The organism is Bradyrhizobium sp. A5 (assembly GCF_042076515.1).
Taxonomy (GTDB): domain Bacteria; phylum Pseudomonadota; class Alphaproteobacteria; order Rhizobiales; family Xanthobacteraceae; genus Bradyrhizobium; species Bradyrhizobium cosmicum.
The window spans coordinates 5,419,849-5,433,053 of sequence record NZ_CP148990.1 but is presented as its reverse complement, the minus strand read 5'-3'; the positions used below and the strand labels follow the sequence as shown (position 1 = coordinate 5,433,053).

Annotated in this window: 11 protein-coding genes; 4 read left to right on the top strand and 7 right to left on the bottom strand. The window is 65.1% G+C overall.

What is annotated here, in order from left to right; all coding sequences use genetic code 11:
* Nucleotides 1–140 precede the first annotated feature (140 nt).
* The gene (locus WHZ77_RS25880) at nucleotides 141–2,150 is read left to right on the top strand and encodes a methyl-accepting chemotaxis protein (protein WP_375310543.1); all 2,010 of its coding nucleotides are present in this window, start codon (nucleotides 141–143) and stop codon (nucleotides 2,148–2,150) included.
* Between the two features lie 53 nt (nucleotides 2,151–2,203).
* Here WHZ77_RS25880 and WHZ77_RS25875 read toward each other — a convergent pair whose 3' ends face one another.
* The 3 genes from WHZ77_RS25875 to WHZ77_RS25865 all read right to left on the bottom strand — a co-directional run bounded on the left by WHZ77_RS25875 (nucleotide 2,204) and on the right by WHZ77_RS25865 (nucleotide 4,863).
* A complete protein-coding gene (locus WHZ77_RS25875) occupies nucleotides 2,204–2,890 on the bottom strand; it encodes a glutathione S-transferase family protein (RefSeq protein ID WP_375310542.1) in 687 nt (228 codons plus the stop codon).
* Between the two features lie 178 nt (nucleotides 2,891–3,068).
* On the bottom strand, nucleotides 3,069–3,491 hold the full coding sequence (locus tag WHZ77_RS25870) for a hypothetical protein (RefSeq protein ID WP_375310541.1): 423 nt from the start codon (nucleotides 3,489–3,491) through the stop codon (nucleotides 3,069–3,071).
* Nucleotides 3,492–3,732: 241 nt separating this feature from the next.
* A complete protein-coding gene (locus tag WHZ77_RS25865) occupies nucleotides 3,733–4,863 on the bottom strand; it encodes a site-specific DNA-methyltransferase (RefSeq protein ID WP_375310540.1) in 1,131 nt (376 codons plus the stop codon).
* A 413-nt stretch (nucleotides 4,864–5,276) separates the two neighbouring features.
* Here WHZ77_RS25865 and WHZ77_RS25860 point away from each other — a divergent pair, with 413 nt between their 5' ends.
* Together WHZ77_RS25860 and moaB are read left to right on the top strand one after the other, a co-directional pair.
* Nucleotides 5,277–6,206: a neutral zinc metallopeptidase gene (locus WHZ77_RS25860; protein ID WP_375310539.1), complete on the top strand. Its 930-nt coding sequence runs from the start codon at nucleotides 5,277–5,279 to the stop codon at nucleotides 6,204–6,206.
* Between the two features lie 136 nt (nucleotides 6,207–6,342).
* Nucleotides 6,343–6,906, top strand: a complete 564-nt coding sequence (gene moaB, locus WHZ77_RS25855; RefSeq protein ID WP_375310538.1) for a molybdenum cofactor biosynthesis protein B — start codon at nucleotides 6,343–6,345, stop codon at nucleotides 6,904–6,906.
* 8 nt (nucleotides 6,907–6,914) lie between these two features.
* Here moaB and WHZ77_RS25850 read toward each other — a convergent pair whose 3' ends face one another.
* Both WHZ77_RS25850 and WHZ77_RS25845 read right to left on the bottom strand, forming a co-directional pair.
* Entirely contained in the window at nucleotides 6,915–7,844 is a 930-nt protein-coding gene (locus WHZ77_RS25850) for a GNAT family N-acetyltransferase (protein ID WP_375310537.1), read from the bottom strand.
* Nucleotides 7,845–7,906: 62 nt separating this feature from the next.
* Nucleotides 7,907–8,482 (bottom strand): glycosyl transferase, encoded by a 576-nt coding sequence (locus tag WHZ77_RS25845; RefSeq protein WP_151643269.1) that lies wholly within the window; start codon nucleotides 8,480–8,482, stop codon nucleotides 7,907–7,909.
* Between the two features lie 330 nt (nucleotides 8,483–8,812).
* On the opposite strand from WHZ77_RS25845, the gene WHZ77_RS25840 reads away from it, so the two are divergent.
* Nucleotides 8,813–9,652: an RMD1 family protein gene (locus tag WHZ77_RS25840; RefSeq protein WP_375310536.1), complete on the top strand. Its 840-nt coding sequence runs from the start codon at nucleotides 8,813–8,815 to the stop codon at nucleotides 9,650–9,652.
* On the opposite strand, the gene WHZ77_RS25835 is transcribed toward WHZ77_RS25840, so the two are convergent.
* Nucleotides 9,635–11,263, bottom strand: coding sequence for a PEP/pyruvate-binding domain-containing protein (locus tag WHZ77_RS25835; RefSeq protein WP_375310535.1), 1,629 nt, complete (start codon nucleotides 11,261–11,263; stop codon nucleotides 9,635–9,637). The two genes, WHZ77_RS25840 and WHZ77_RS25835, sit on opposite strands and share 18 nt — an antisense overlap.
* A gap of 10 nt (nucleotides 11,264–11,273) precedes the next feature.
* Nucleotides 11,274–13,202, bottom strand: a complete 1,929-nt coding sequence (locus WHZ77_RS25830; protein ID WP_375310534.1) for a hypothetical protein — start codon at nucleotides 13,200–13,202, stop codon at nucleotides 11,274–11,276.
* Between the last annotated feature and the right edge of the window lie 3 nt (nucleotides 13,203–13,205).

Below are 13,205 nucleotides of genomic sequence, written 5' to 3'. Positions count from 1 at the left end.
GGTTCAATTAACGAGTGTCCCGCATTGTGTCGCAGTGCAGCGTGGGGCGCCGAAACGACTCGCGGCTGCCAGGGTGGCCGTGACGATCGCCTGACGCGTTCGGCCGCTCGAATTCACATGCTTTTGGGTGGACAGTGGGAATGCCGAACTTTCGTTTGCGGATCAGGGGACGCCTGTACGCAGGTTTCATGGCCTTGGTGGCGGTTGGTCTCGTGATGGCAGTGGTCGCCGTCTGGAATTTACGGGCGGTGCAGGACCAGGTCGCAAAGGCCTCGGCATTTTCGGACAGCACGGCGCGGGTGCTGGAGATATCGACCCACCTTCAGGCGATCCAGCGGGCCAATCTGCGCTATATTTACGACGCCAACGAGCCTGCGATGCGGGAGGCGGCGGAGCGCGAGACTGCGGCGACCGAGCTTTTGCAGGTCGGGGCGAAGGGGACGCTCTCCGAGGAACGGCGCAAGCTCTACAACGATCTGATCGCCGACATCGCCAAAATGCGAAGCCTGCGTGACAATCTCGGCGACGCCGTCAACGAGGCGAGAACAGGCAAGGCGACGCTGTTGCCGAGCGGCGACGAATTGACCGTCAAGGTGGGCAAGCTGGTCGATACGGCGCGCGCGGCCGTCGATGAAGACACAGCGGCCCTCGTTGCGGATCTCGAATCCAGGCTGCTCCTCGTCCAGATCGCAAACTGGCGTTTCCTGGCCTTGCGCGACACCAAGGGGCCTGCCAATTTCAGGACGAATGTGGACCGAGCCATGCAGCGGCTCACGGCTCTCGAAAAGAGCCCGCAGGCGACGGAATTGCGAACCACGCTTGCGCCGGTGAAGACGTCGCTCGGAATCTACAAATCCGCGTTCGAGACCACGTCCGCCGCGATGCTCCAGGCCGACGAGATCTATCACAAGAACCTCGCGCCCCTCATCGTCGACAGCATCGCCAAGCTCAAGGTCGCGGAAGCGGCCTTGAAGAAGGATTACAAGGATTCGCGCGCTACCGCCGAGGCGGTGATCGACGGGACGACGACCATCCAGGAGATCGCGGGCGGGCTTGCCATCCTTTTCGGCGTGATCGTCGCCTTCCTGATCGCCCGCAGCATCGTGGGTCCGCTGACCTCGATGACGCGCGCGATGGGGCTGATCGCCGGCGGCAATCTCGAGGTCGAGATCCCCGGGCGCGGCAAGGCCGACGAGATCGGCGACATGGCCAAGGCGATTGAGGTGTTCAAGACCAACATGATCGACACCGAGCGCATGCGCGCGGAGCAGGTGGAAGTTGAGGCGCGCCAGGCGGAGAGCCGCAAGGCCGACATGGTCCGGCTCGCCGATCAGTTCGAGCAGGCGGTCGGTGAGATCGTCAACACCGTATCGTCGGCGTCGCACCAGCTCGAGGCGTCCGCCGGGACGCTCACATCGACCGCGACGCGTGCGCAGGATCTATCCACCGAGGTCGCCTCTGCGTCGCAGGAAGCCACGGCCAACGTGCAGGCCGTTGCCTCGGCAACGGAGGAACTGTCCTCCTCGGTCTCCGAGATCGCGCGCCAAGTGCAGGAATCCGCGCGCATCGCCAGCGATGCCGTCGGCCAGGCGAGCAGGACCAATGAACGCGTCGGTGAGCTCTCCAAGGCGGCCGCCCGCATCGGCGATGTGGTCGAACTGATCAGCACCATTGCTGGCCAGACCAATCTGCTGGCGCTGAACGCCACCATCGAGGCCGCGCGCGCCGGCGAAGCCGGCCGCGGCTTTGCCGTGGTCGCTTCCGAGGTCAAGGCGCTGGCCGAGCAGACTGCGAAGGCGACCGGCGAGATCGCCCAGCAGGTCTCCGGCATCCAGGCCGCGACCGAGGAGTCGGTCGGCTCCATCCGGGAAATCAGCGGCACGATCGCGCGGCTGTCGGAAATCTCGTCGACGGTTGCGGCGGCGGTGGAAGAGCAGGGCGCCGCCACGCAGGAAATCTCCCGCAACGTCCAGCAGGCCGCTCACGGCACGCAGCGCGTGTCGACCAATATCGGCGACGTGCAGCGCGGCGCGTCCGAGACCGGCTCGGCCTCCTCGCAAGTGCTCTCGGCGGCGCGCTCGCTGTCTTCAGACAGCAACCGGCTGAAGCAGGAAGTCGCCAGGTTCCTGAACTCCGTCCACGCCGCGTAGAAAAGCCAGAGGCCACGCGCATGCGCGTGGCCTCTCATAGCGGCGCGATGCGATCAGGCGACCTTGGTCGTCATGTGCCTGAACATGTTGGCGCGCGCCTCGTCGTCCATCTCGGCCTTGAAGGTGAACTTGTCCTTTAGCGCGATCGCACGCGCCGCCGCCGGGCGCGCCGAGATCTCGTCCACCAGCCGCTTCACGTTCGGGTATCGCGCAAAGGCGTCGTCGCCGAGCTTGAACGGCACCATCCGCGCCCAGCCCCACAGCGCCATGTCGACGATCGAATAGCTGTCGCCGACCATATAGCGGCGGCCTTCGAGGTGACCGTCGAGAATCTTGTAATGGCGATCGGTCTCGTACTGATAGCGGTTATGGGCGTAGTCGTGGTTCTGGTCCTTCGGCGCAAAGTGCTTGAAGTGCACGGCCTGGCCCGAATAGGGCCCGACGCCCGTGGCGATGAACATCAGCCATGACAGCGTCTCGCCGCGCGCGCTGGCGGGAGGCAGGAACTTTCCGGTCTTCTCGGCGAGATAGAGCAGGATGGCGTTGCTGTCGAAAACAATCGTGCCGCCGTCGTCGATCGCCGGCACCTTGCCGTTCGGATTGATCTTGAGGAATTCCGGCGCGAACTGCTCGCCCTTGCGGGTGTCGATCTTTACCGGCTCGAAGGGCAGGCCGGCCTCTTCGAGATAAAGCGCGACCTTGGTCGGGTTCGGCGATCCGTTGAAATAGAATTTGAGCATTGAGTATCTCCCCAGTCTTTACTGGCGCAGACCGCAGCGTTTTGGCCGCCAGGCGAATTTGTCTTGCCTGAGCTTCGTCCGAGTGAGCAACCGGCGAATTTGTCGGGTGGTGTCTGCGCGGCACGCAGAACAGCCGGCGTAACAAAGGCTCATCGCTCCCGTAGTAGCGGCCTCGCCTTTACTCGTGCTGGCGCGCCTGGCAACGATCGGCAGCGGCTTGGCGGCCCCGGCGAAAGACAGCGGTCTGATACCAGTTAAGTAATGCAATCAAGCCGAGCACCATCATTAAGGCCAGACCGAAGAGCACCAGCATGAAGAACAGGATGTGGAAGAAAGCCAGGCTGTCACCTTTCTGAACAGCCATCGAGTTGTAGCCATGTCTGTAGAACTCCAGCACATGGAGCATGCGCAGGACGAAGAACACGACGATGGGAGACCCCAGGAGGGCAAGTGCAGCGTAGCCAAAGAAACTGAGAAGCCAGAGGGCGGCCACCGGCGACAGATAGATGGCGTAATTTACGATGTCGTTGAAGCCAAAGCTGAGTTGCCTGAATGTTCCTGCCTGATACTGCGTGCCAAGGATCGTCAGGATGTGCAGCATTGAGAGAACCAATGCTGCGACTGCGCGCCCCGTGCTGAGTTGGACTGGACCGCCGGACATCTGACATCGCTCTCGCCAACCAAGGAATGCAACATCGTATATCGGGCGAGCATCGGAGTCACTCGATGACGGGAGCGCTGCAGCCGCGCAGGCCGGGCAAGCCGAAGCGTGCCCACCGGTTGTCTGGGTGATTGCTCGCAATGGTGGCACGGCGCCTTGCGCCGTTGCCCTGCCCGCAACGTCATCCCGCCGCCATGCCGGCGCGGATTTCGGCGCGCAGTTCGTCGATCAGCTTGAGACCCTTCTTGGTCTCGACGTGCCAGAAGGTCCAGCCGTTGCAGGCTTGTGCGCCTTGCGCCACGGCGCCCATGCGGTGGATCGAGCCGACCTTGTCGCCGAACATGATGGCGCCGTCGGCACGGACCAGCGCGCCGAACTTCTTCTTGGCGTCGAACAGCTTTGCGCCGGGCATGATCATGCCGCGTTCGATCAGTTCGGAGAACGCCACGCGCGGGGCTTCGCGCGCGGTCATGAACGGGGCGAGGCTTGCTTCCGGCAGCGGCTCGACCTTGGCGATGCGCGCTTCCGCCGCCTTCGCATAGGTCTTGTCGCGCTCGAAGCCGATATAGGAGCGGCCGAGGCGTTTTGCGACCGCGCCGGTCGTGCCGGTGCCGTTGAAGGGATCGATCACGAGGTCGCCGGGCTTCGACGACGACAGCAGCACGCGCGCGAGCAGGCCTTCAGGCTTCTGCGTCGGATGCACTTTCTTGCCGTCGGCGCCCTTGAGGCGCTCCTCGCCGGTGCAGAGCGGGATCAGCCAGTCGGAGCGTGCCTGCACGTCCTCGTTCGCTGCCTTCAGCGCCTCGTAATTGAACGTGTAGCCCTTGGCCTTCTCGTCGCGCGCGGCCCAGATCATGGTCTCGTGCGCATTGGTGAAGCGGCGGCCGCGGAAATTCGGCATCGGATTCGACTTGCGCCAGACGATGTCGTTCAGGAGCCAGAAGCCCAGGTCCTGCATGATCGCGCCGACGCGGAAGATGTTGTGATAGGAGCCGATCACCCAGATCGTCGCCGACGGCTTCATCGCGCGGCGGGCGGCAAGCAGCCAGGCGCGGGTGAAGTCGTCATAGGCGGAGAATGAATCGAACTTGTCCCAGTCGTCGTTGACGGCATCGACATGGGATTCGTCGGGGCGCTTGAGATCGCCCTTGAGTTGGAGGTTGTAGGGAGGATCTGCGAACACCAGATCGACCGAACCAGCCTGAAGCTTCGACATCTCGGCGACGCAATCACCGAGGATGATGCGATGCGACGAAGACTCAAAATTTGTGCGGGGCGCCCTTGCAGACGCCCCGCGACGCGACTCTACCATGACTCAAGAACTCTGACTCAGGCGACGCTGTCGGCGACGCGGGACCAAACAACCGACTGACAGTTACAATGAAGCGGCAAAGTAAAAATCGACTTAACCCGCTGCTTTTGTAAGCAGGCCTCGTATCGCGCGTTGCGCGTGGTTCGTTGCGCATATTCGCTGAGTTTTTCAGTGCATTTCACGCTTCTTCGCGCTGCGGGAGTGGCCGGAGCGCCGGAAAGACTCCAAATTTCTCTCGGAAAAAACTGCACGGACTCGGAAAAAATTGCTGGCATCGGCATGCTGCCGCACTAGGCAATTTTTGCCGACCACGATATTGATAAAGGCAACGGAAATTTTACGTATGTGGCGCGTTGAGCTTTCGCGCTCCTGTGCGCCAGATTGACGCCATCAAGGACTTGAGGGAAGCCGCCATGCGCTACGATGATTTCCGCCGCAGCGACGACATCGAGGATCGTCGCGATGATGGCGGCGGCGGCGGCGGTGGCGGGTTCGGCCTGCCGATGGGCGGCGGCGGGCTCGGCATCGGCACCATCATCGTGCTCGGCCTGATTGGCTATGCCTTCGGCATCGATCCGCGCATCCTGATCGGCGGCGCCGAGATCCTCACCGGCGGCGGCCAGGCGCCCTCCTACCAGACCGATCGCCAGTCGACCTCCGCCAAGCGCGGCGCGCCGACCGACGAGATGGGCAGCATGATCTCCGGCATCCTCGGCGAGATCGACGACCGCTGGAGCGAAATCTTCCAGGCCAGCGGCCAGAACTACACCGGTCCGAAGATCGTCCTGTTCCGCAACGCCACCAATGGCGGTCGCTGCGGCATGGCGCAGTCGGCGATGGGACCGTTCTATTGTCCGCCCGACCGGACCATCTTCCTCGACACCGGCTTCTTCCGCGAGGTCGAGACGCGCTTTCGCGGTTGCTCCGGCAAGTCGGCATGTGACTTCACCACCGCCTACATCATCGCGCACGAGGCCGGCCATCACATCCAGAACCTGCTCGGCATCATTCCGCGTGTGACGCGGATGCAGCAGCAGGCCGGCAGCAAGGCCGAGGCCAACGCGCTCCAGGTGAAGGTGGAGCTGCAGGCCGACTGCCTGTCCGGCGTCTGGGTCAATCGCGAGGCGAAGAAGCGGCCGAACTTCCTCGAGTCCGGCGACATCGACGCCGCGCTGACCACGGCCAGCGCGATCGGCGACGACACGCTGCAGCGCCAGTCCACGGGACGCGTCGTGCCCGATTCCTTCACCCACGGCTCGGCAGCGCAACGCAAGCAGTGGTTCATGACCGGCTACCAGCAGGGCACAGTGCAGGCCTGCAACACGTTCGGCGGCGGGTCGTAGGAGTTATCCGTCATCCTGAGGTGCTCGCCTCTTGGCGAGCCTCGAAGGATGACGAGCCCGTAACCCATCCTTCGAGGCGCGCTTGCGCGCGCACCTCAGGATGACGGCGGTGGGGTGGGAAAGAAGGTGTGACGCAATGGTCTCGATCGACGAAACGAAGCAGTTCATCCCGCTTAACATCGCGGTGCTCACCGTCTCCGACACGCGCGCGCTTGCCGATGACAAGTCCGGCCAGACGCTGGCCGATCGTCTCACCGAGGCGGGGCATCATCTTGCCGCGCGCGAGATCGTCACCGACGATGTCGAGGCGATCCGGGCCGTGATCCGCCGCTGGATCGCGGATGCCGGCATCGACGTCGTCATCACCACCGGCGGCACCGGCTTCACCGGGCGCGATGTCACGCCGGAGGCGATCGAGCCCTTGTTCGAGAAGCGCATGGACGGCTTTTCGATCGCCTTCCACATGATGAGCCATGCCAAGATCGGAACGTCGACGATCCAGAGCCGCGCGACCGCGGGCGTTGCGGGCGCGACCTACATCTTCTGCCTGCCCGGTTCGCCCGGCGCCTGCCGCGACGGCTGGGACGGCATCCTCAAACCCCAGCTCGACTACCGCACGCGTCCCTGCAATTTCGTCGAGATCATGCCGCGGCTGGACGAACATCTGCGCAGGCCCAAGGCGCAGGGCGCGACGGTGTAGTTAGACCGTCAGAGATCCCGCTCCCAGGTCTCGCCCACCAAATCTTGCCCGAAGCTGTGATGTGCTTCGGTGGCGACCAGCCTGAAGCCCGCACTTTGATAGATGCCGCGTGCGGCGACCAGGATGCTCTGGGTCCACAGCGTCATCCTGCTGTAGCCTCTCTCGCGAGCGCCCTGGATGCATTGCTCGACCAGCGCGCGGCCGACGCCGAGCCCGCGCGCTTTCTTCTCGACCTGCAACAGGCGGAGCTTGGCGATCTCGTCCGTGGCCTTGACCAGAAAGATCGAGCCGATCGGCTCGCCACTGGCTTCCGCGATCCAGCAGTGCTCACGCGCGGGGTCGTAGTTCTTGATGAAATGTGCGCAGATCTCGGCGACGAGCGCCTCGTAGCTGATGTCCCAGTTGTAGTCCGCGGCATAGGCGGCGGCCTGCCGCGAGATGACCCAGCCCATGTCGCCGACGCGGTGGCTGCGCAGCACGAACGCTGCGGGCTGGCGTCGACGCGGCTCCAGCACGTCCTCGATGGTCGCCATGGCTTGCGTGAGCCGCGTTGCATCGCCGGCCGAAAGCGGAGCCAGCATTGCGGCGACCTCGTTTTGCGAGCCGAGGTTCAGCTTGGCGAAGGTCTGGCGCCCCTTGGCGGTGAGGCTGAGCTGGTATTGCCGGCGGTCTGCGGGCAGGGGCCTTCGCGTGATCAGTCCCTTCTCGTCGAAGCTTTGGACGATGCGGCTGAGATAGCCGGGATCAAGACCAAGCTCGTTTCCGATCTCTTTTGCCGCAAGGTCGTCGCGATGCGCGAGCTCGTAGAGCACGCGGGCTTCGCTGAGCGAAAACGGGCTCTTGCCGAGATGCTGGTCGAGCACGCCAAGCTTGCGGGTGTAAAAGCGGTTGAAGGCGCGCACCGCTGCGATGTGGTCGTCGGTACCGTTGGTCGGCATGGTTCACCTCGATATTTGCCATAGTCAAATAATTATTTGACGTTGGCAAGTATCTGGTGGCCTCAGCCGACCATGACGATCCGGCTGCGCAGCATGGTCCGGGAGGAGCGGCCGAGCCGCCGCAGCAGCCGTGCCTCGGAACGGCGGGCTTGGGGCGGGTAGCCGCCGATCCGGTCGTAGTGGTCACGCGCGATCAAAAGTCCCTGATCGCCTAGCGGACCAACCAGCTTGCGCACGACGGCGCGGAGCATGTCGCGGAATCCGGTATCGGCGTAAGGAGAGCGCGCATAGCGGAACACCGCGGCACGATCCCGGCCGCTGGTGGAGACGGCCTGGATGAACTGGGTGGTCTCCTCGATCCAGCCGGTTTCCAGCACAGCGCCGGCGGGGAGGAACATCAGCCAGGGCGAGCGGGCCTGGAGCGCGCCGGCGGCCAGCGCCGCGCCCTGCGAGGAGCCCTCGAAGCCGACGAAACGGCAGCCCGCGACGTCGGCAACGCGCTCGATGACGCCGTTGCGGGTGCCGTCGATCAAAAGCACTTCCCGGATGATGCCGGCCGCGGCACCGGGGACCAGCGCCGCCAGGGTGGCGACCGCCGTCTGCTCGACGCCTTCGGTCGGTATGATGACGCTCAGCATGATTGAGGCTTCGGTGTCTGCACTTCGGGAGAAGCGTAGCTTGTTATGATGTTGTCATAAACACGCGGCCTTGCCGAGTGCAACTTTTCGGCGGCGCTTCGGGGAGCGATGGTAAACTGCCAGAGCAATCGCATCCAAATATGTCCCGCGCGGGGTGGCAATATTGCCGAATATTTCGGCGTAAGCCGCCTCAACGATCTTAACCCGGAATTTCGTTCCTATATTGCGCGCCATGCAGGCAGATCGCAATCCTGCAAGAGGAGGATGCGAGCGGGACGAAAGCCGGAAATGGGAAAATCCTGCAATCCGTGTTGCTGACGAGAGCTTCGCATGACCGCCGATCAACTTGCTGTTAGCCTGACGTCCACGTCCCCGAAGCCGGATGCCGCGCCGACTTTGCGGATCCGCGCCGTGATGCTGGGCGAACGCATCAATCCCTCCGGGCTCGAGATCGGTGCGCCTGTCTCCTCGACGCCCGCCGCCTTTCGCGTCCATGCCGGACTCGCCGTCATCTTCCGCTACGGCGTCGTGGTGCTGATCGGCCTCCTTCCTTCCGAAGAGAAGGTTCTGATCGACAGCCTAAAGTCCCGCGTGACCGGCGAGCTCAGCCCCTATGAGGAAGAGATCGCGCAGGCGCAGCTCTGCAAGGACGAAAGCACCGAGGTGATCCAGCCGGGCGGGCCAATCTGCCTTGCCAAATTCTCCGACGATCGGCTGCTGATCGTTGCGGACGCGCTCGCCAAGAGCACCTCGCTCGCCCGCGACGAGCGGCGCGTCGCTGCGGTCTTCGACGTGATCGAGCCCTTTGCACGCGAGCTCGCCGAGCGCGGCCGCACGCCACGCCGGCGCAAGGCGATCTTGCAGCTGATCGGCAACGCGCTTCTGGTCCAGCAGCGCGTCGCCGGCCGTGTTGCGGTGGCCGAGAAACCCGACGTGCTCTGGGAGAAGCCCGAGCTCGACCGGCTCTATGCCCGTCTCGAAGACGAGTACGAATTGAAGGAGCGTCTCGACACGCTCGAGCGCAAGCTCACCGCGGTGTCGGAGACCGCCAACGCGCTGACCGACATCATCGACACCCAGCGCTCGCTGCGCCTCGAAATCGCGGTGGTGGTTCTGATCGTGATCGAGGTGGCGATCGGCTGCTTCCAGATCCTATCCGGGACTCACTGAGCCGCTCGCTGCGTGCGAGCGGCGCTTGTGCGGGGCGGACCGCGCATGCCACGCGGCGATCTCGGCAAGCTCGGCCTCGGGCCGGGTCTCGACCGTCTCGCAGCGTCCGAGATGAAGCTCTCCGGCATCGCCGTCGATCGTGACCCATTCGTCCTCGCACAGCAGGGCACCGGCGAGCTGGGCCCGCCGCGCGACGGGATCGATCTTCAGTTCGCGGCAGCCGACCACGCAGGGCTTGCCCATTTGCCGCGCCACCAGCGCTGCATGCGAGGTCCGCGCGCCGACCGCCGTGACGATGCCCGCCGCCAGCGCGAAGCCTGCGACATCGGCGGTGCTGGTGTCGGGACGCAGCAGGATGACCGGCTCGCCCGCGGCCGAGAGGCGCTGGGCGCTTTCGGAATCAAAGGCAGCGCGTCCGATGCCGATGCCGCCGGACGCTCCGACGCCGGCGGTTGCGGGCTTGCCGGGAGAAACCAGGCTGGTTTCCGTGAGCGCGGCGAGATCGATGTCTTCAATGCGCGTCAGGGCCTCGTCCTGCGTGATCAGGCCTTCATGCACGAGATCGATCGCGATCCTCACCGCGGCGCGCGGGGTGCGCTTGGCGGCCCGGGTCTGCAGGATCCAGAGCCTGCCGTCCTCGACGGTGAATTCGACGTCCTGGACGTCGGTGAACTCGCGCTCGAGCCGATTCAGCACGTCGCCGAGCTCGGCTTCGGTTCGCGGCAGTGCGCGCGCGATCGCGTCGGCCGAGTCGGGCGCGCGGCGGCCGGATACGACGTCCTCGCCCTGCGCATCGAGGACCAGATCGATCATCGGGCGTGGTGCTCCCGTCGAAGGATCGCGCGAGAAGGCGACGCCGGCGCCGGAGGCCAGCCCGCCGTTGCCGAACACCATCGCCTGTACCGTGACGGCGGTGCCCTCGAGCTCTTCGAGCTGCTGGAGCTTCCGGTAGGTCTGGGCACGCTCGCTCATCCATGACCGGTAGACGGCCTGCGCCGCCGCTTCGAGCTGAGCGACCGCATCGTCGAGCCAGCCATCGGCGCGATCCTCGACCAGCGCCTGTTCGTCGCCGGCAAGCCGCTCCAGCGCTTCGCTGTCGAGCTCGCGATCGCTGTCAGTCCCTTCGGCTCCAACCAGTTCGGCGATGCGGACGGCGAATGCGTCGGCGTCCAGTCCGAGCACGGTTTCGCCAAAACTCTCCAGGAAGCGGCGTCGGCAGTCCCAGGCGAGCCGCGGCCGGCCCGTCGCCCGGATCAGGCCGTGCACGGCATCCGGCGTGCAGCCGACATTGAGGACGGTGTCGAGCATGCCCGGCATCGATCGGGCGGCACCCGAGCGGACCGAGACCAGCAGCGGCTGCCGTCGGTCGCCGAAGCGCTTGCCGGTTGCGTGTTCCAGGAACGCAATTCCTTCCTTGAGCCCGTCGCGCAGACGATGTTCGGCATGGGCGTGGCGGGAGATGATGTCCGCACACAGCTTGACCGGCAGCACGAAAGCGGGCGGCACCGGCAGGCCCAGCGTCGCCATCCGGGCGAGGTTGGCGGCCTTGGCGCCGATCTCGTCGGCGGAATGCAGCTCCGTCGCGCCGGCGCCGATACGCACGATATGCATGGTGATTCCCCTAAGCTGCGAGATCGATCATGATGTGACGGCGCAACAGGTGGCCGAAGCCCGCGAAACGATCGGTGGCGCGCTCGATCGCACGCGCGAGTTCGAGCACCGAGAGCGAGGTCGCGACGTCGAAGCCGCCGCCGAACACCAGCGCGGTCGTTGCGCGCTCCAGGCTGTCCGCGGCATGTTCGGCATCGATCAGTCGGGTCACCGCGGTCAGCGCGTCCTCGGAATCCGCGCGCCGTCCTTCCGGTACGTCGGTCGCTGCGGCGATCCCGCTGGCGGCGACCTCGGTCGCGGTCATCGCGACCGCGCAGAGTTCGGCGAGCGCGGTCAGCAGCGACGGGTCCGCCCGATCGGGCATGAGGGAGGCAATGAAGGCGGCCTGTTCGAGTTCGTCGACGGCTTCTTCGGCGCGATCGATCAATTGCCCGATCGTCGGCCGCGCGTTGAGCCGGTCGATCTCCTTGCGGGTTTCGAGCGCGATGCGATCGGCCTTTTGCTCGATCGCGCCGCAGCGTCGCGCCAGCAGCTTCGGGTCGGCGGGCCGGCCGACCCGAAGCGCGTCAATATGACGAGAGATCGCCGCGACGAGATCATGGGCCAATCCGATCTGGCGCAGCACGGCGGCGAGCAGGGCGCCATCGACGCGCTCCAGGTGTCGCACCAGATCGGCCTCGATCTGGTCGCGTACCGTCCTGACCGAGCGCCCCGTGAGCAGCGCGCCGGTCGAGGCGCGCAGCGCCGCCTTCAGGAAATCGATTGCGGCGGTACGGCCAAGTGCCTGGTCGAGCCTCTCGCCGAAGCCGATCCGCGCGGGGGCGGCGTTGCGGACCGCGGATCCCAGAAGTTCGTTGCCGCCGAGCTCGAGGAAGCCGCGGTGTCCGATCCGGTGACGCGCCGCCCATTCCAGGATCCTTGCCGCGTCGTCCTTGGCGACCCAGGTACGCAACAGCTTGCGCGCCTTGTTCCAGTCGATCAGGAACACCAGTGCGCCGCCCACGGCCGTCAGGAATTCGTTGCGATCGGCGGCATGAGAGGCCTGGAACTGCCCGGTGACGAGATAGAACGAGTTGTCTTCACCAAGGCCTGCGGCGGTGTGACGGTCGAGCCCGCTCCAGGTCGCCTCGAATTTGTCAAACAGCGAGATGAAGAACTTGGCCCGCGCCAGGTGCACGTCGGTGTAGGTGACGGTGACCGCGTTCTTCTTGACCGCGATCACGACGACATGGGCATCGGTGGTGCCGATGTCGTTCTGGATCAGCAGCCTTCCGCCCGAGCGGGTCGCCATGGTGTCGAGGCCGGGGTGGTTGAACTTCAGACCGCGCGTCTCGTTCAGGCCCTTCATGAAGGCCTCCACCGCGCTGCGATCTTCGCCATGCAGGCCGAACACATGGGCGCCCTCGATCGTTTCCTCCGCGCAGCTCGCCGCGAGCTTGTTCAGCGCCTTGTGCAGATCCATTACCAGGCGATGGAGACTGTCGCCGGCCGCCTCAGTGACGCCGGTGAGACGGGCGATGCGGGCAAGATCGATGTCGTTGGTCGCATCGAGCAGGCCGGCGCTGCGCACGGCCGACAGCCGCGCATTCGCCTTCTCTCCCTCCGAAGGCGCGCCGGCGCTGACGGCGCGGATCATGGCTGCGGCGTCGTCCTGGATCTCCTTGATCAGCTTGGCGAGGTTCGGTGCTGCGAGCCGCGACGGTCCGATCAGATGGGCGCCCCCGATCAGTGTTGCGATCGCCGCAGGCGCGATCCCGGCGGCGTGGCTCTCGACCGCAAGCTCGCTGGCCGGACGATCTGGGTTCTGCGCATGGCTCACTGCCGCCTGCAACGCGCTCATTCGCACCTTGATGCGGTCGTTGGCGGCAAGCCCTTCCGCCACCAGAGCGGGCAGAAGGATGCCGCCCTGTCCGAGCTCTTCGATGATCTGGGTTTTCATGGT